This is a genomic window from Idiomarina sp. PL1-037 (assembly GCF_034422975.1).
Classification (GTDB): Bacteria; Pseudomonadota; Gammaproteobacteria; order Enterobacterales; family Alteromonadaceae; genus Idiomarina.
On sequence record NZ_CP139873.1, the window covers coordinates 480,883 to 498,564 of the forward strand.

The window sequence follows — 17,682 nt, forward strand, 5'->3', positions numbered from 1 at the left end:
CGATGGCCGCTGAACAGCGCCTGCGCTCAGTCAACTTTTGGTCAGGTGTGGTGGTGTTATGCCTGACTATTGCGGGGGCACTGGTTGGTATCTATCAGTTAAACGAAGTGCTGACAGACGAGCAACAAGTACCGCTGTCTGAACTCAGTGTTCAAGGCGATTTGCACTACACCGCAAGTGAAGGGATAAGACAGGCACTGACTGCGGAGCCGTTAGGAAGCTTTTTCACGGCAAATGTGGATGATTTAAGAGGGCGGGTAGAGCAGCTACCCTGGGTGCAAAAGGTTTCTATTCGAAAGGTTTGGCCGGATAAACTATCGGTTTATGTGACAGAGCACAAACCTGTTGCCATGTGGAACGGCGATAGGCTTATCAATCAGCATCAGGACGTTTTTCGGGCTGATATAACGAGGGTAGAGAGCAGTTTGCCACAGTTGTTCGGTCCGGAGAATGCGGTTAAAGAGACCTGGAAAGAGTTTCACCGGGTGCAGCAAATGCTCGAAGTTAATGGCTTTCAGATAAAAGCGTTGAGATTAACGGAACGCTTTGCGGTCAACGTCGTTCTGGCACAGGGAATTGAAATTAAATTGGGGCGGGAAGCCACACTAGAAAGAATTAAGCGGTTTATCGATGTGTTTCCCAGCATCGTTGAGCACGAAAAAAGTAAAAACAACGAAATCGATACTGTGGATTTACGATACGACACCGGGGCCGCAGTGGCCTGGCGTGAAGCAAAAAGTGAGAGTTAGACGGTTATGTCAAAAACATCGGAACACAATATGGTTGTAGGTCTGGATATAGGCACCAGCAAAGTGACAGCGCTTATTGGCGAGTTGCTGCCTGATAATGAGATCAGCGTTGTCGGTGTTGGTACAGCGACCTCGCGTGGCATGGACAAAGGCGGTGTGAATGACCTTAACCTGGTTGTTCAATCAGTTCAGCGCGCTGTTGATGAAGCTGAACTTATGGCTGACTGTCGTGTGGCCTCGGTGTATCTGAACATTTCCGGGCGCCATATTTCCTGTCAGAACGAAAGTGGCATGGTACCGATTAACGACGCTGAAGTGACTCAGGACGATGTCGACAGCGTGATTCACGCAGCACAGTCAGTGCCTATTGCAAAAGAGCGTCGTATTTTACACGTCTTGCCACAAGAGTACGTCATCGACTCACAGGAGAGCATTCGCAGCCCAATTGGCATGTCGGGTGTTCGCATGGAGTCCAAAGTGCACATTATTACCTGTGCAAACGATATGGCGAAAAACATTATAAAAGCGGTTGAGCGTTGCGGGCTGTCGGTGGATAAGCTGATTTTTTCAGCGTTAGCGTCCAGCATCTCAGTATTAACCGATGACGAAAAAGATTTAGGCGTGGCGCTGGTCGATTTAGGTGGCGGTACCATTGATATTTGCCTATACGCGGGCGGTGTATTGCGTCATACCGCGGTCATTCCGGCGGCGGGTAATCAGGTTACCAGTGACATAGCGAAAATATTCCGTACGCCGACCAACCACGCGGAAGAAATTAAGACCAAGCATGCGTGTGCATTGCGACAAATGGTCAGCATGGAAGACACTATTGAGGTACCTTCGGTGGGGGGGCGCCCGTCGCGAGTCATGTCGCGTCATACGCTGGCCGAAGTCGTTGAGCCGCGTTATCAGGAATTGCTTGAGCTGGTCAGGGACGAAATTCAGCAAAGTGGTTTAGACGAACAGATTGCTGCCGGGGTGGTGATTACTGGCGGTAGCGCAAAAATGGAAGGCTGCGTCGATTTTGCCGAAGAAATTTTTCAAATGCCGGTTCGTATCGGCGTTCCTCGGGCCATGAAAGGCCTGCGGGATTACGTCGAAGATCCGGTTTATGCCACAGCGGTGGGACTGTTACGGTATGGGCAGGAAGATGCCGCTGTGTCACAAAAAGAAAGCTCTAAAACTGACGTGATCGGACTCTGGCAAAAAGTGCAGAGTTGGTTCAAAGGTGAGTTTTAACTTGGGGTAGCACGTTAAAAGCAGGTAGGGAGAATTATTATGTTCGAACTGATGGACAATTATGAAAGCGAAGCCGTCATTAAGGTGATTGGCGTCGGTGGTGGCGGCGGAAACGCTGTCCAGCACATGGTAAAAGAATCAATTGAAGGTGTGCAGTTTATTGCAGCCAATACTGATGCGCAGGCTCTGCGTAATCATACGGCAGATGTCACCATTCAATTAGGGCAGGACATCACGAAAGGCCTTGGCGCTGGCGCTAATCCTGAAGTGGGTCGTCAGTCGGCAGAAGAGGACCGTGAGAACATCAAAGTCCACCTAGAAGGTGCCGATATGGTGTTTATTGCAGCTGGCATGGGCGGCGGGACCGGAACCGGTGCAGCACCTGTTGTTGCAGAGGTTGCCAAAGAACTGGGTATTCTTACGGTTGCCGTTGTAACAAAGCCTTTCCCGTTTGAAGGGAAAAAGCGCATGGCCGTAGCCGACGAAGGTATTAACGCACTGGCACAGAGTGTCGACTCGTTAATTACCATACCAAACGAGAAGTTGCTTAAGGTTATGGGTCGTGGAACCAGCTTGCTGGATGCCTTTAGCGCAGCAAACAACGTGTTGTTGGGTGCGGTTCAAGGTATTGCAGAGCTGATTACTCGTCCGGGTCTTATCAATGTCGACTTTGCTGACGTTCGTGCGGTTATGAAAGAAATGGGTACTGCAATGATGGGTACCGGTGTTGCCAGCGGTGAAGACCGTGCGCAGGAAGCGGCAGAAATGGCCATCAACAGCCCGTTACTGGAAGACATCGACTTGTCTGGTGCTCGTGGTGTTCTGATTAACGTGACCGCCGGCATGGACATGAGTATTGAAGAACTGGACACCGTTGGTAATACGGTTAAAGCCTTTGCTTCCGATAACGCAACAGTGATCGTGGGTACGGTTATCGATACTGAAATGTCTGATGAGCTGCGCGTAACGGTTGTCGCTACAGGTATTGGCGCTGAACGTAAGCCCGATATCTCTTTGGTGAATAATACGAACCAGACAGCGCCTAAGCGTGAACCGCAACCGGCTTATCGGAGTAATGATATAGACCGCGGCGCGGCAGCACCTCGTTATGAGGAGCAGGAAGAGCTGCAAGCGGAAGCAAAAGCGGAACCCAAACGTCAGCCCGCTGCCAAAGCTAAACAGGATAAAGAACTCGATTACCTGGATATTCCGGCTTTTTTGCGAAAACAGGTCGACTAAATTGACGTAATGCTTGATAAGTCTGCGTAAAATTTGATCGAACCATGACAAATGTCGTATAATATGCGGCCGCTTTGGTTTTCGCCATGGCGAACCGAATATAAAGGTAGGTGAGCAAGTACCATGATTAAGCAACGTACATTACAGCAAGCGATATCAACCACAGGTGTTGGGCTGCACAAAGGCAATAAAGTAAACCTTACTTTACGCCCTGCGCCGGCCAATACTGGTTTGATATTCCGTCGTGTGGACCTTGACCCTGTGGTGGATATTCCAGCACGGGCCGACTGGGTGCGTGATACGCAGCTGTGTACCTGTCTTATCAATGAGGAAAACGTTCGCGTTTCTACCGTCGAGCATTTGCTCGCTGCGCTGGCCGGCGTTGGAATTGATAATGCGATTATCGAAGTCGATTTGCATGAAATTCCAATTATGGACGGCAGCTCGCACCCTTTTGTTTACCTGCTACAGAGCGCGGGCATTGAAGAACAGGCAGCAGCGAAAAAGTTCATCCGGATCAAACAGCCGGTACGTGTCGAAGACGGTGATAAGTGGGCGGAACTGCTACCCCACGATGGTTTCCGTATCGACTTTGCTATCGACTTTGAACACCCGGCTATCGCAGACACAGGGCAAACCGTCAGTATTGACTTTAGTGCTAATGCTTTTATCAAGGAAATTAGTCGCGCCCGTACCTTTGGTTTTATGAAAGACATTGAGTACTTACGGGAAAATAACCTGGCTTTAGGCGGTAGTTTCGATAACGCCGTTGTGCTGGATGAATTCCGTATTCTGAATAGTGACGGCTTGCGTTACGACGATGAATTCGTAAAACACAAAATGTTGGATGCTATTGGTGACTTGTACATGGGAGGCCACAGTATTTTAGGTCACTTGCGTGCTTACAAGTCAGGGCATGCGCTGAATAATCAGTTATTACAGGCATTATTAGCGCAACAGTCAGCATGGGAATTTGTGACCTTTGACGAAGAGCAGGCTACGGCACCTATCGCTTTTTGGTCACCAGCAACAACAACAGCTTAACCTTTATCGTTGGCGGTAAATTTTGCCGCCAACGCTTTTAATTCCGACTTCAACGGCTCATCACATCCCTCAGCCATTGTCAGTAGCCGCTCTGCGCTGCTCGAATCTTTCTGATTTTTAATATTTTTCTCAAAACTGTTCATTGACGGAGACACCTTAATTGAAAGGCTCTGTACCGGGACCGTCGCATTATTGCGAAAATGCGTTATAATGGCTGCTTGCTGAAGTTTTAGCCTGGTTGCCCAGCTACCGTTATCCACCTGAATGATCATTTGACCATCGCGGATATTCAGTAATTGGCAGTGTTGACTGGTGTTTTTATCAACGGATTGCTGAAACAATTGTTGCCAATGCGAAAGTTGGGCGGCAAACTGTGCATAATGTCGTAATGTTGACGACAAGGTTTTTTGACCTGAACGAAGCCATTCTGATGGTGTTTTCGGGTGTCGTGACATAATTGCGTAGTAGGCAAATATTAAGAGAGTTCAGATGAGTTTATCAGTCTTTTATCGAGGCTCCAAAATACGTTTTCGTATTCGGTTAAGTCGACGTCGATTTTTTTCCTTTGTCGGCATTGCAGCCTTTATTGGCCTTGCTACCTGGCAGCCATGGCAGTATCAGGGGATTGATCCTGCGGTGGCACAGAACAAAATTACGGAAGAGCAGAAAAAGCTTGTTTTACAAGAGCAGGCACTAAAAGGGTTAAAAGAAGACACTCAAAAGCGCTTGGGTGCCATGACGGTTTACCTGGGTGAATTAAGGGCTCAAATGCGTCGTCTGGACGCCTTGGGTGAGCGTTTAGCCGGCGTTGCTAATCTGGACAACGGTGAGTTTAACTTTAATCAGGAACTTCCTATTGGTGGACCAGAACTAGAAGTTGCTGAACTTCCTCACAGTTCTGGTACCGATGTCCTTACTGAAATTGAAGATATGTTGTCGCAGATCTCTGACAAACAAAAACAGCTATCGCTACTTGAATCTGTGATGATGAATCACCAACTTAATAATGATGCATATATTGCAGGTCGCCCAATCTCAGACGGTTGGTTGTCTTCGCAGTATGGTGTTCGTAAAGATCCTTTCAATGGCACGCCCGCTATGCATAAAGGGTTAGATTTTGCCAGTTATAACGAAGACGTTAAGGTTATTGCTACCGGAGCCGGTGTTGTTACCTGGGCCGGCGACAGATACGGTTACGGTACTTTAGTCGAAATTGACCACGGTGGTGGCTTAAAAACCCGTTATGGTCACAACGACGAATTAACAGTTTCAGTAGGGGATGTTGTTACCCGCGGCCAGCAAATTGCGAAAATGGGCAGCAGTGGTCGGTCGACCGGACCGCATGTTCATTACGAAGTTTTGCGCAACGGCCGTCAAATTGACCCTAATCAGTTTGTGTATCGTAAAGCTGACTCAAAATAACTCGGTAATTTAATTAGAACGTAGGCGGTGCTTTAAGTACCGCTTTTGTTGTTCAGGAAAGTAACACAGGATAAATCAATCTCATGCTAGGCAGTCTGTTTCGAAAAGTATTTGGTAGTCGCAACGATCGCATTCTCAAAACTATGAAGAAAGACGTTGAGCGAATTAATTTGCTGGAACCCGAGTTCGAAGCGTTAAGTGATGCCGAGCTAAAAGAGAAAACCACGGAATTTCGTAAGCGCCTGAACGGCGGTGAGCAAATAGAGAAAATTTTACCCGAAGCCTTTGCTACGGTTCGTGAAGCCAGCAAGCGGGTTTTCGGTATGCGTCACTTCGACGTACAGCTGATTGGCGGTATGGTATTGAACGATAACCGTATTGCAGAAATGAAAACGGGTGAAGGTAAAACGCTGACAGCGACTTTGCCCGCTTATTTGAATGCCCTACCGGGTAAAGGCGTTCACATTATTACAGTGAACGATTATCTTGCCAAGCGAGACGCTGAATTCAACCAGCCACTATTCGACTTTCTTGGGTTGAGCGTTGCGTTCAACATTCCGGGTATGGCGCCTGAAGATAAAAAAGCGGCTTATCAGGCCGATATTACGTACGGCACCAATAACGAGTTTGGTTTTGATTACCTGCGCGACAATATGGCCTTTGCACCACAGGACAGAGTCCAGCGCGAATTAAACTACGCTTTGGTCGATGAAGTCGACTCAATTCTGATTGATGAAGCCCGTACGCCGCTGATTATTTCCGGTCCGGCTGAAGACAGTTCAGAAATGTACCGTAAAATGAACGAGCTGGTTCCACACTTAGTTCGTCAGGAAAAAGAAGACACTGAAGAAGAACAAGGTGACGGCGATTTTACTATTGATGAAAAAGCCAAGCAGCTGCATCTTACCGAACATGGTCAGGAACACATTGAAGAGCTACTGAAAGAGAAAGGCATGTTGGAAGCGGATGATTCGCTTTACTCTGCCGGCAACATCAGTTTATTGCACCATATCAATGCTGCTTTACGAGCTCACCATCTGTTTCAAAAAGATGTGGATTACATCATCAAAGACGAAAAGGTTGTCATTGTTGATGAACACACCGGACGGACAATGGAAGGCCGTCGTTGGTCTGAAGGTCTGCACCAGGCGGTAGAAGCCAAAGAAGGCGTACCAATTCAGAACGAAAATCAGACTCTGGCCTCTATTACCTTCCAGAATTATTTCCGTCTATACAACAAGCTTGCGGGTATGACCGGTACAGCCGATACTGAAGCTTTTGAGTTCCAGTCTATTTATGGTCTGGAAACCATTGTACTGCCAACCAATAAACCAATGGTTCGTGATGACAGGGCCGACCTGATTTATCTGACGACACTGGAAAAATACGAAGCTATAGCTGAGGACATTGAAGAGTGTCGTAAGCAAAAGCGCCCGGTGTTGGTGGGTACGGTTTCTATTGAAAACTCTGAGCTTTTGTCACAGCTGTTGAAGAAAAAGAAAATTCCTCATGCGGTATTGAACGCTAAATTCCACGAACACGAAGCCGACATTATCGCTCAGGCAGGCCGTCCGGGAACAGTGACCATTGCGACCAACATGGCCGGTCGTGGTACCGATATTGTTCTGGGCGGAAGCTGGATGGCAGAAGTTGAAAAGCTGGAAGAGCCATCTAACGAAAAAATTGAAAAAATAAAGCAAGACTGGCAAAAACTTCACGACGCGGTGATTGAAGCTGGCGGCTTGCACATTATTGGTACCGAACGCCATGAGTCGCGTCGTATCGACAATCAGTTACGCGGTCGTTCTGGTCGTCAGGGTGACCCGGGTTCATCGCGTTTCTATCTCTCGCTGGAAGATCCACTTATGCGGATTTTCGCTTCAGACCGTATTGGAACCATGATGAAGCGTCTGGGGATGAAGGAAGGCGAAGCCATTGAACACCCCTGGGTAACGCGAGCTATTGAAAACGCGCAACGCAAGGTGGAAGGACGTAACTTCGACGTACGTAAACAACTGCTTGAGTACGACGACGTAGCCAACGATCAGCGTAGTGTTGTCTATGACCAGCGTAATGAATTGCTGGATGAAGGTGATATCTCTGAAACCATCGTTGCGATACGTGAAGACGTTATCAATTCTGTGATCAGTGAGTACGTTCCGCCTCAGTCTCTGGCTGAGCTCTGGGACTTGAAAGGTTTAGAAGAGCGTCTGCGTGGTGATTTCCATTTAGAGCTGCCATTGCAGCAATGGCTGGACGAAGAAGAGCATTTCCACGAGGAAGTGTTGCGCGAGCGAGTACTGGAGCAGCTGGTTAAAGCTTACCAGGAGAAAGAAGAGGTGGTAGGACCGGAAGTTCTGCGGCGCTTTGAAAAATCCATTATGTTGCAGAGCCTTGACCAACACTGGAAAGAACATTTAGCGGCAATGGACCATCTGCGTCAGGGGATTCACCTGCGTGGTTATGCTCAGAAGAACCCGAAACAAGAATACAAAAAAGAGGCCTTTGCGCTCTTTACCGAGATGTTGGAAGCCCTGAAGCTCGACGTTGTGACTATTCTGAGCAAGGTTAAAGTACGTGCTCAGGAAGATGTCGATGCAGTGGACGAGCAACGTAAGGCTGCCGATAGCGCGCCACGTGAGTTCCGTCATGAGCAAAGTGGCCCGGCAGCTGAAGAGCCTCAGAAAAGCTCTGATAGTGCTCAGGGACAACCGGTTCGTAAAGGCGCAAAAGTGGGCCGTAACGAACCATGCCCTTGTGGCTCAGGTAAAAAATACAAACATTGTCACGGTAAACTATAGGTTTTTATGGAAACCCAAAAATCGCCTGCTGTCCACGTGGCAGTCGGCGTGATTGAAAATGAGCAGGGCGAAATTTTTATCGCCCAACGTCACCCTGAACAACATCAGGGTGATAAGTGGGAGTTCCCCGGCGGTAAAGTCGAAGCTGGCGAGAATGTCCAACAAGCGTTGCAGCGCGAACTAAAAGAAGAGTGCGGTATTGATGTGACCGATATGGCACCGTTAACCGTCATAGAGCATCAGTACAAAGACAAGCGAGTTTTACTCGATGTCTGGTGGGTGCTTTCTTACGGCGGTGAAGCGCGTCAGTTAGAAGGTCAGGACTGGTGTTGGGTTGATAAAAACCAGCTGGATGCATTCCAGTTTCCGGAAGCTAATCAGCCCATTGTCGAATGCATTATGCAGTCATTAAACGCTTATTAATACAGCAACTCATATTCTAATAGCGATTACCTGAACTAATAGTCCTGCTCGTCACCGTTATAGTCGTCGTTAGCTATGACAACGGGTTCGCCCGGAATGCTTTTTTCTTCGTTTGCCCATTCACCTAAATCAATAAGCTTGCATCGCTCACTGCAAAAAGGTCTGGCAGGGGATTTTTCTGACCATTCCACCTGAGTCTGGCAGGTTGGGCAGTTAACACTAATGCTCATGGACTACACCTTGCGAGTTCAAATTCAATATCGTGCAGGGATGTTTCTTTGTTCTCCCCCGGTAAGGGCATGAATCGTACCGTAAATCGTTGCCGATGCCCACTGATGACAGGATAAATCTTCGCCGAGCGGGGGACTCTAATTCGCAGCATGGCAAGTAACTGCTCTGAACTTTCCTGCAGGAAACCATTTTGCAATTGTATTGGCGCAAAAACGGATTGCTCGCGTAATAAGGTGAGTTTTAAAGTAATAGCCAGTTCGACAAAAGCCAGTGTCTGACTCCAGCTTTCGCATTGTTGCTGCTTCTCTTCAGCAGACTGACTTAACCATAAATGTAACTGCGGTAATTCAAATAAGCCGCTCATGCCAGGTTGGCTGAACCGTTGGCGTATACTTGCCAGCAGCGCATCGTCTTTGAGCTGGCGTAAGTACTTTGGAATATCCTGCAGCGTGCTGAGGCAATGCTCAATTTCATTAATGGTTCTTCGCAATGCGTCGCGGTCAACGTCGGGGTGTTCTTCCCATTTCTGTAAACGCTGTTTGTCGAGCTCTAAATCTTTCGTCAGTTCGGTACGAATGTCACAGCGCTCAAGTAGTTCGGTGACAGCAAACAGGGCATTAAAAAAGGGCTCAGCCTGTTCATCAAAACAGGTTCGGCTTGCTTTTAACTGTTCGAAGCCATGTTCTAAACGCAAATAAGTTCGCATACGCTCCTGAAGCGGATATTCATAGAGAATGTTGTCGTTATCAGTAGATGTCATGCGATTGCCGATTGTTGAACTCTGTTGCTATGATAGCGGATTACTTTTCCTGTGCAATGGTTGCCGCAAGATAGCGCTGATGCAGTTGGTTAACTTGCTGACGTAAGTCATCGATACTGCCCTCGTTATTCAGAATATCGTCCGCCTTACGACGTCGTGTTTCACGGCTCAGTTGAGCTTTCATTATTGCCTCAATTTCCTCTTTTGGACTCTCGTCGCGCTGAACGGTTCTTTGCAGTTGCAATTCTTCCGGAATATCTACCACTAATACCCGCTGGCAGTACTTATCTAAATTATTTTCCAGTAGTAGCGGCGCTGATAAAATTACATAGGGCGAGCTAGCCTGCTCCAGTTGAACCAGAATTTCCTCTCGTATGGCTGGGTGCAATAAGCTGTTCAACCAGTCTTTTTCTGCGGGGGCAGAGAATATTTTTTGGCGTAGAGCTTTGCGGTCAAGCTCCCCTTTATCCGTTAGCAGATCGCGACCAAAGTGCTCTGCAATAGCTTGCAGGCATGGACTGCCCGGCATCACCACCTGACGGGAGACAATATCGGCATCGACCACGGTTACACCCAGCCTTTCAAACTCAGCTGTGGCTGCCGACTTTCCGCTACCAATTCCTCCGGTTACACCCACTACGTAGGTCATTTTTAAACGCCTCCTAACCAATGCCAGTAACTGAACAACAGCTCCATACCATAAAAGTAACTCAGCAGGCCTCCGCCGATTAGAAAAGGCCCAAAGGGGATAGGTTGTGAGCGGCTGTGCCGGCGCAACATAATCAGACCTATTACGGCTCCGCAAACCGAGCTGGCAAGAATAGTGACTGGCAACAGAGTCGCGCCGGTAAATGCGGTAATAGCCGCCAGCAGCTTAAAGTCGCCATAGCCCATACCTTCTTTGCCAGTGATGAGCTTATAGGCCCAGAACACGCTCCAAAGACTAAGATAACCCGCTGCGGCACCAATAATTGCGGAGGCCGGAGTTATGTCACTTAAGTCAGAGATAGACCAGAGCAAAGCGACCCAGAGTAAAGGATAAGTGAGCTGATCGGGCAGTAACTGATGACGCCAGTCGATAACGAACAGGCAAATCAATAACGAACAGACCGTAGCATACACCAGCGCCGGTAGAGTGAACCCGAAATGCCAGCCTATCAGACCGAAAGCCGCGCAACTGATAATTTCAACCAGCCAGTAGGTAACCGGAATGGGGGTTTGGCAATGGCGGCAGCGAGCGTGCAAAACCAGATAGCTCAACAGCGGAATATTATCGTACCAGGCAATAGAGGTCTTGCACTCAGGGCAATGTGACCCCGGAAACGCGATGGAAAAGCGGTCCTGCTCGGTAACCGGCGTACCGTTCATTTCGGCACATTCATGTTGCCACTGGCGTTCCAGTTGTATTGGCAGTCGGGTGATCACTACGTTCAGGAAGCTACCGATAACGGCGCCCAGCGCCAGCGCGACCACCAGCGTTGGTAATGACTCGGCAGCAAGCAAGTATTCCATACTTCTATTCCTTAGTTATTGAAACTGCTGCCCCATAGAAAACAGCGGTAAATACATAGCGATCAAAAGAGTACCTATAATGCCGCCTAAAACGACCATCAGCAAGGGCTCTGCCAGCGCAACCAGGCGCTCACAGTTTTCCTCAAAACGTTGTCGCTTGAAATTGGCAAGTGCGGCGAAGGCGTTATCGATTTTACCATTTTGCTCGCCAACTTTAAGAAAACTGAGAGTGCGGGGTTCGTTCAGCGTACTGGAGCGGAAGCTGTCGACCCAACCATTACCGGACTCTAGCTGTTTATGAATGTGACGCAAAGCTGCCTTATGGGGTAACCAGCTCAAAGATGACTCGGTGCTGAGAATAGCTTGCCGGGTTTCAATACCAGCCCGCAAAGCTACCGCGAGCCGGTGAAACAGTTGTTGCAGTCTAATATCCTGAAGTAATTGCCCAATAACGGGTAATTGCGCTAGTGTTCGTTGAAAGAACAGGGGAGCTTTGCTTTTAACGGCAAAAAGAGTAACTGCCGCAACGAATATCGCACTGAAAATGACAACTGCCTGCTCTTTCAAAAGTGCTGATGAATTCAATAAAACAGCGGTTAGCCATGGGAGTTCGCCTTCACCAAAGAGTTCAGCAAAGGCTGGCAAAACCCAGCCCATCATCATGAAGCAAACACCAGCAGCCACTATTAATACAATGACGGGATAACGCAGTGCTTTGGTTAATTGCTTTCTCAGTTGATGCTGGCGTTTTTCCAGTTCTTGTAACTGCTGTAACGCATCGGCAAGCTGTCCGTTTTGTTCGGCCCAGGCTATGGCGTCAATGTCAGCTTTGGGAAGCCAGTTTTCGTAATAGTCCAAATTGCGACTGAACGAGAAGCCGTGCTCAATATTGCGAATACAATCTTCAATTAACCAGCGCAGGCTTCTGGACTTAGTTTCGCAAATACTGTGCCTCAGAGCTTCTGAAAGTGGCAGTCCGCTCTCCAGTAAACTGGCGGTTTGTTGCAGCAAGGTGTACCAGAGCGATAATTTAGGTTTATTCAGTTTTCTCTGGCGCTTAGATAAGCGTTTTATTTTTGTACAACGGATATGATGTTGCGATAGCAACTGTTTAGCCTGCAAAAGTGAGTCTGCATGAACCAGCCCGGACGCCTTATCAGCCTGCCACTGCCAGCAGTAATTAAGCGTTTTCATAACTGAGTCGCTCCTTTTCTGCAGGGCTGATTAAGCCGCTATCGATATAATGCTGTAGCGCTTGCGAAAAGTCGGGAAGGTTGAACTGGCTAAGATAATGACGCAAATCGTCAATGGAGGCTCGTGAGCTGGTTAATGTCTCAATTAGCCTTTCTGCTGTATCTAACCAGGGCACAATCTCAAACACTGCCTGCCGCTTTTTCTCGGTTCTGTTGTAGCTTTCGGCTACCGGCAGTAAGCGTTGGCTGACGATAAGCTTTAATGAGCTGCGAATATCCAGCGGGTTAACGCCCAGGGAGTGCAAACGCTTTAACGTATCCAGGCAGCTGTTGGTGTGCAGTGAACTCAGAACTAAATGCCCCGTTTGCGCTGCCTGAACTGCAATTTTAGCTGTCTCTGCATCGCGGATTTCACCAATAAGGATGACATCGGGGTCTTGCCGGAGGAGGGCGCGGAGAATTGATGCGAAGGTCAGCCCCTGGCGCGCATTGACCATCACCTGACTGCAGCCCGGTAGCGGGACCTCTACCGGATCTTCAACACTGCAAACGTTGCTGCGCTCAGTATCCAGCTGACTCATTGCGCTGTACAACGTGGAGGTTTTGCCACTACCGGTTGGGCCGGTCACCAGAATTAAGCCTTGCTTCTGTTCTAAACAGCGGGCAAACCAACGATACTGTTGTTCCAGCAGCCCAGTTTGCTGTAAGGGGGGAATGTTGCGTGTGGGCTGTAAGCACCGCAGCACCAGTTTTTCTCCACCGATAACCGGACAGCAGTTTAATCTGAATTCCAGTTGCATATTATCACCGGATTGCACCGACAAGCGTCCGTCCTGAGGCTGACGTTGCTCGGTTAAGTCAAGGTTGGCCTGCACTTTAATGCGCGAATAAATCTGCTGTGCGAACTCTCGCGGAATAAAATCTAAACGGCGCAGCTGTCCGGCTTCGCGGCCTCTGACAACAACACCTTGATTCAGAGGTTGCAGATGCAGGTCAGATAACCCTCTCTCTGAGCAATAGAGCAGCAGTTGATTAACGTACTCGATAGCCGAGTCCTTTGGCAGTTGAATACCGGGTCGCTTGCCTTTGCCACGAATCAGCAATACTTTTTTATCACTGTAAAAGCTGAGCAATACCTCGTCGACCGGTGCAAATCCGGGTTGTTGTAATAAAATGAGCCATGTTTTCCCCTGAGCAAACAGCAGCAAACCATGTTGCTGCAGAAAAGGGTCGTGCTCATTCTCCGACGAACTCATCTGCCCGGGCAGGTGGGTGAGTGAACAACAGGCGAAATCAGTCATTAGTAGCTTACCTGCTGTTCACAGTTTTGCACCACTGAGCGCATTTCGCTGTAATCGGAACAGGAAACGCTCCAGTCTAAATGCGTATTCGTGGCGTTGGGTGTCAGTTCAATTTGCAGTGGCTGATTGTTAATACTCACCGAGTTAAGAGTTAAGCGCACCGCGGCTGATTCGGTCAGACTGAGATCACTGAGCTCATCGGGTAGAGGTGACGGTAAGCCGGGAATGCCTTTATTTCCGGCCTGATTGCATTGGTTTAACTGCCCCTCAATTTGCCAGCATAAAGCGATACCCAACTGTAACGGCTGAGCATGGGCTAAGGCTTTACTGACTTTGGCCTGCTGGGTGTAATAGGTGTACGACGGAACGGCAATGGCCGAGAGGATGGCAATGATTGCCACCACGACCATCATCTCAATAAGACTAAAACCCTTACCTGGAAAACGAAGAACGGATAAACGACGAACGGGCAAACGGTGAAAATGTACTTCCTGCATAATTCAGCTCCCTGTTTAAGAACAGCAGAACTGTGGTTCACCCGAGCGAATTAGTAAATTCTATTTTTCTGTAAGTTATTGGCTATCTATGATCATTTTTAGCTATCTTCTGAAATTCTCATTGATAAATCAATTGCCTGGACGTTCTTTGTCAAAGCGCCGGAGGAGATAAAATCAACGCCGGTGGCAGCCAGTTCCGGCAAACGCTCATCGGTGATATTACCCGAGACTTCCAGTTGCGCGTTGTGCCCGGCATTATCATGGTTTTGCTGTACCACCTGCTGAATGTCTTCAATACTGAAGTTATCCAGCATAATGACGTCGGCTCCGGCCTTCAGGGCCTGTGCGAATTCATCCAAACTCTCAACTTCAACTTCCACCGTTTTACCCGGGTTCAGGCGTCTTGCTGTAGCTACAGCCTGAGCAATGCCACCACAGGCAAAAATGTGATTTTCTTTAATTAGGTAAGCATCAAATAAACCAATGCGGTGGTTCACACCGCCACCGCAGCGCACCGCGTATTTCTGTGCTAAACGCATACCAGGCAGGGTTTTTCGGGTGTCCAGTAGTTTCGTTTTATAACCGTCGAGCAATTTGCTGTAGTGATAAGTGGTGGTCGCGGTAGCAGATAGCGTCTGTAAAAAGTTAAGTGCCGTGCGTTCACCGGTCAGCAAAATACGGCTGGGGCCCTTTAAGCGGCACAGCTCCGTATTGGCTTTTACCTTATCGCCGTCTTTGACCAGCCATTCAATTTCCACCTGATTTCCCATTTGGCGAAACACCTGTTCAACCCAGGCACAACCACAAATGACAGCGTCTTCACGGGTAATAATGCTGGCACGGGACTGGCTTTGTTCCGGGATCAGTTGCGCAGTAATATCTAAACGGGCATCTTCGCCGAATAAATCTTCTTTCAATGCGGCGCGCACACCGTCCTGAATAGCAAGTTGCAGCTCGGGCTGGCTCATAGATGGCTTTACCTTTTAACAGACAATACGGATACTAGGGGGCAAACTTTACCGTTTTGTTGAGCCTGTGAAAAGCGACCCGATAAAAAATCATAAAATAACGACTGCGGCGCAGCATCCGTCCCCGCATTACGATGAGCGCCCACAAAGCGCTGAAGTCAGTCTGCTGGTCATTCACTGTATTAGCCTGCCGGAAGGGCAATATGGTACACCTTATATTCGCCAGTTGTTTATGGGCGACCTGGAACCCGATGCGCACCCGGACTTTGCTATCCTGAAAGGGCTGAGGGTGTCGGCCCATTGTGTGATCCGCCGGGACGGTACGCTGGAGCAATACGTGCCTTTTGATAAACGTGCCTGGCACGCCGGTATGTCCCGTTATTGCGGGCGCAGACGATGCAACGATTTCAGTATAGGTATTGAACTCGAAGGAACCGACCACAGTGCTTATACTCAAGAGCAATACGAACAATTAATTGCAGTCACTAAGGCGTTAATCGGTACTTATCCCAATCTAAACCGCCGGCGTATTGTCGGCCATCAGGATATCGCCCCGGGTCGTAAAACGGACCCGGGCAGTGAATTTGACTGGCAAACCTATTTAAATGCCTTATAAGGAGTCATGAATGGTTCTCATTGCGTTGCTGATTGCTTTAAGCGTTGAGCGTTTGTATCACAGCCCGGCCTTTTTGCACTGGTCGTTTTTTCTGGAACGCTGGCAACACTGGAGTGCGGCACGGCTGACAAACGAAAAGTGGGAAAGTGAGCCACTGCAACTGGTTCGCCTGCTGGTTCCTGCTTTGGCTGTCGGCTTTTTGGTGGTGTTGCTGGACAACCTTATGGTCACCTTTATTGTCAGTATTTTGTCTTTACTGCTGGCAATGAATTGCCAGCCCGCCCGCAAAAGCTATAAAGCGTATTTAAAAGCGGCAAACCGGGGCGATGAACAACAGGTAAATGAACATCAACAGGCATTAACTGAATTTGCCGGGCATCATCAGCCAAAACAGTTAAGTGACACGTTAATCTGGATCAATTATCGGCAATATATTGCGGTGATGTTTTATTTTGTGCTGTTTGGCAGTTTTGGCGCTCTGGTATACGCCAGTCTGCGTTATGCCGAGAAGCAATTAATAAATGAACAGAAATCGGCTAAACCCTGGCAGCAATTTATGTGGTTCGCAGACTGGGTTCCGGCTCGCTTAGCCGGGTTTGGCTTATTAATTGTGGGGCATTTTTCACGGGCGTTTCCGGTTTGGGCCAAGCACTGTCTGAACCCGCAGACCGATCCGGACAAACTTCTGTTTAATGTCGCCAGCAAAGCAGAAGACAGCCCTCAGCATCCCGACGACAGAACCGAGCACATTGCTTGTCAGTTGCGCTTAATGCGTCGCCAGCAGGTTTTCTGGGTGTGTGTTATTGCCGCCTTAACCTTAACGGGTTGGGTAAACTAGAGGTTGTACCAGCTGAGAAAAATTTGGGCTCAGTGGGTAAATGATTTAGAATAACCGCATCATTTGGTCTGACCAATTTACCGTTATGCCGGATTTACCCATAAAACAAACGAAATTATCTGACACTATTGTCGCTCATCTTGAGCAGATGATCGTGGATGGGCGACTTGGTGCCGGGCAAAAACTTCCGTCAGAACGTCAGTTGGCTCAGCAGTTCAATGTGTCACGCCCATCGTTGCGTGAGGCCATTCAAAAACTGGAAGCAAAAGGTGTTTTAGAGCGTCGGCAGGGCGGAGGCACTTATGTTATTAACAGCATGAATGAGCAACTGACCGAACCTTTATTTGAATTACTGGCCAAACACCCAGAGTCGCAATTTGATTTGCTTGAGTTCCGTCATGCATTGGAGGGCATCTCATCTTTTTATGCGGCGTTAAGAGGCACCGACGCCGATCTGGATCGGATTTCCGAGAGTATAAAAGACTTAGAGAATAGCCGGGCTAACAGTATCGACGATCAGGTCAACGCAATAGTGGAGTTTTACCACCGCATTGCCGAGGCTTCGCACAACGTTATTTTGTTGCATGTCATTCATGGCATGCAGGAATTACTGGCCGAAAATATTAGGCAGAACCTGGAAATACTGGCGGGTCGTGACGACTTGCTGGGAAAACTGAATCAACACCGTCAGCAGCTGGTTAGTGCCATTGTTGCCGGTAAACCGGAGCAAGCGCGGGATGCGTGTCATCAACATTTAGCCTATATTGAACAGACATTGTTAAACTTAGGCAAAGAACAGTCACGCATTCAACGTTCGCTACGACGTTCCTGAATTGATAAAAAGGTAAG

19 protein-coding genes are annotated in these 17,682 nt (G+C 48.4%); 10 read left to right on the forward strand and 9 right to left on the reverse strand.

All coding sequences use genetic code 11. The features are described 5' to 3' along the window. Nucleotides 1-2: 2 nt before the first annotated feature. From U0358_RS02310 to lpxC, 4 genes are all read left to right on the forward strand, one after another. Nucleotides 3-749 (forward strand): cell division protein FtsQ/DivIB, encoded by a 747-nt coding sequence (locus tag U0358_RS02310; RefSeq protein ID WP_322406881.1) that lies wholly within the window; start codon nt 3-5, stop codon nt 747-749. Nucleotides 750-755: 6 nt separating this feature from the next. Continuing rightward, on the forward strand, nt 756-1,988 hold the full coding sequence (gene ftsA / locus U0358_RS02315; protein ID WP_317497864.1) for a cell division protein FtsA: 1,233 nt from the start codon (nt 756-758) through the stop codon (nt 1,986-1,988). 39 nt (nt 1,989-2,027) lie between these two features. Beyond that, nucleotides 2,028-3,227, forward strand: coding sequence for a cell division protein FtsZ (ftsZ, locus tag U0358_RS02320; RefSeq protein ID WP_317497865.1), 1,200 nt, complete (start codon nt 2,028-2,030; stop codon nt 3,225-3,227). 123 nt (nt 3,228-3,350) lie between these two features. Then, a complete protein-coding gene (gene lpxC / locus U0358_RS02325) occupies nt 3,351-4,271 on the forward strand; it encodes a UDP-3-O-acyl-N-acetylglucosamine deacetylase (RefSeq protein WP_322406882.1) in 921 nt (306 codons plus the stop codon). Here lpxC and U0358_RS02330 read toward each other — a convergent pair. Continuing rightward, nucleotides 4,268-4,726, reverse strand: coding sequence for a DUF721 domain-containing protein (locus tag U0358_RS02330; RefSeq protein ID WP_322406883.1), 459 nt, complete (start codon nt 4,724-4,726; stop codon nt 4,268-4,270). The two genes, lpxC and U0358_RS02330, sit on opposite strands and share 4 nt — an antisense overlap. A 34-nt stretch (nt 4,727-4,760) precedes the next feature. Here U0358_RS02330 and U0358_RS02335 point away from each other — a divergent pair, with 34 nt between their 5' ends. The 3 genes from U0358_RS02335 to mutT all read left to right on the forward strand — a co-directional run bounded on the left by U0358_RS02335 (nt 4,761) and on the right by mutT (nt 8,917). Beyond that, nucleotides 4,761-5,693 carry a peptidoglycan DD-metalloendopeptidase family protein gene (locus tag U0358_RS02335; RefSeq protein WP_322406884.1) on the forward strand — a complete coding sequence of 311 codons (933 nt, stop codon included), beginning with the start codon at nt 4,761-4,763 and terminating at the stop codon, nt 5,691-5,693. A gap of 83 nt (nt 5,694-5,776) precedes the next feature. After that, a complete protein-coding gene (gene secA / locus U0358_RS02340; RefSeq protein ID WP_322406885.1) occupies nt 5,777-8,494 on the forward strand; it encodes a preprotein translocase subunit SecA in 2,718 nt (905 codons plus the stop codon). Between the two features lie 6 nt (nt 8,495-8,500). Beyond that, on the forward strand, nt 8,501-8,917 hold the full coding sequence (mutT, locus tag U0358_RS02345) for an 8-oxo-dGTP diphosphatase MutT (protein ID WP_317497869.1): 417 nt from the start codon (nt 8,501-8,503) through the stop codon (nt 8,915-8,917). A gap of 35 nt (nt 8,918-8,952) precedes the next feature. On the opposite strand, the gene yacG is transcribed toward mutT, so the two are convergent. The 8 genes from yacG to nadC form a co-directional block, all read right to left on the reverse strand. After that, the gene (gene yacG / locus U0358_RS02350; protein WP_317497870.1) at nt 8,953-9,147 is read right to left on the reverse strand and encodes a DNA gyrase inhibitor YacG; all 195 of its coding nucleotides are present in this window, start codon (nt 9,145-9,147) and stop codon (nt 8,953-8,955) included. Further along, nucleotides 9,144-9,908 (reverse strand): cell division protein ZapD, encoded by a 765-nt coding sequence (zapD, locus tag U0358_RS02355; RefSeq protein WP_317497871.1) that lies wholly within the window; start codon nt 9,906-9,908, stop codon nt 9,144-9,146. Before zapD ends, yacG begins: the two co-directional genes overlap by 4 nt. A 40-nt stretch (nt 9,909-9,948) precedes the next feature. Continuing rightward, on the reverse strand, nt 9,949-10,557 hold the full coding sequence (gene coaE / locus U0358_RS02360; RefSeq protein WP_322406886.1) for a dephospho-CoA kinase: 609 nt from the start codon (nt 10,555-10,557) through the stop codon (nt 9,949-9,951). Nucleotides 10,558-10,559: 2 nt separating this feature from the next. After that, nucleotides 10,560-11,420 carry a prepilin peptidase gene (locus tag U0358_RS02365; RefSeq protein ID WP_322406887.1) on the reverse strand — a complete coding sequence of 287 codons (861 nt, stop codon included), beginning with the start codon at nt 11,418-11,420 and terminating at the stop codon, nt 10,560-10,562. 15 nt (nt 11,421-11,435) lie between these two features. Continuing rightward, complete coding sequence (locus tag U0358_RS02370; protein ID WP_317497874.1) at nt 11,436-12,614, reverse strand: type II secretion system F family protein; 1,179 nt, start codon at nt 12,612-12,614, stop codon at nt 11,436-11,438. Then, nucleotides 12,601-13,914, reverse strand: a complete 1,314-nt coding sequence (locus tag U0358_RS02375) for a GspE/PulE family protein (protein ID WP_322406888.1) — start codon at nt 13,912-13,914, stop codon at nt 12,601-12,603. Before U0358_RS02375 ends, U0358_RS02370 begins: the two co-directional genes overlap by 14 nt. After that, on the reverse strand, nt 13,914-14,411 hold the full coding sequence (locus U0358_RS02380; RefSeq protein ID WP_322406889.1) for a pilin: 498 nt from the start codon (nt 14,409-14,411) through the stop codon (nt 13,914-13,916). Before U0358_RS02380 ends, U0358_RS02375 begins: the two co-directional genes overlap by 1 nt. Before the next feature lie 98 nt (nt 14,412-14,509). Further along, nucleotides 14,510-15,379 (reverse strand): carboxylating nicotinate-nucleotide diphosphorylase, encoded by an 870-nt coding sequence (gene nadC, locus U0358_RS02385; protein WP_317497877.1) that lies wholly within the window; start codon nt 15,377-15,379, stop codon nt 14,510-14,512. A 67-nt stretch (nt 15,380-15,446) separates the two neighbouring features. Between nadC and ampD the strand changes: the two genes are divergently transcribed. The 3 genes from ampD to pdhR all read left to right on the forward strand — a co-directional run bounded on the left by ampD (nt 15,447) and on the right by pdhR (nt 17,665). Then, nucleotides 15,447-15,995 carry a 1,6-anhydro-N-acetylmuramyl-L-alanine amidase AmpD gene (gene ampD / locus U0358_RS02390; RefSeq protein ID WP_317497878.1) on the forward strand — a complete coding sequence of 183 codons (549 nt, stop codon included), beginning with the start codon at nt 15,447-15,449 and terminating at the stop codon, nt 15,993-15,995. Between the two features lie 10 nt (nt 15,996-16,005). Further along, complete coding sequence (gene ampE / locus U0358_RS02395; protein WP_322406890.1) at nt 16,006-16,833, forward strand: beta-lactamase regulator AmpE; 828 nt, start codon at nt 16,006-16,008, stop codon at nt 16,831-16,833. A gap of 85 nt (nt 16,834-16,918) precedes the next feature. Then, the gene (gene pdhR / locus U0358_RS02400; RefSeq protein WP_317497880.1) at nt 16,919-17,665 is read left to right on the forward strand and encodes a pyruvate dehydrogenase complex transcriptional repressor PdhR; all 747 of its coding nucleotides are present in this window, start codon (nt 16,919-16,921) and stop codon (nt 17,663-17,665) included. The last annotated feature ends 17 nt before the right edge of the window (nt 17,666-17,682 follow it).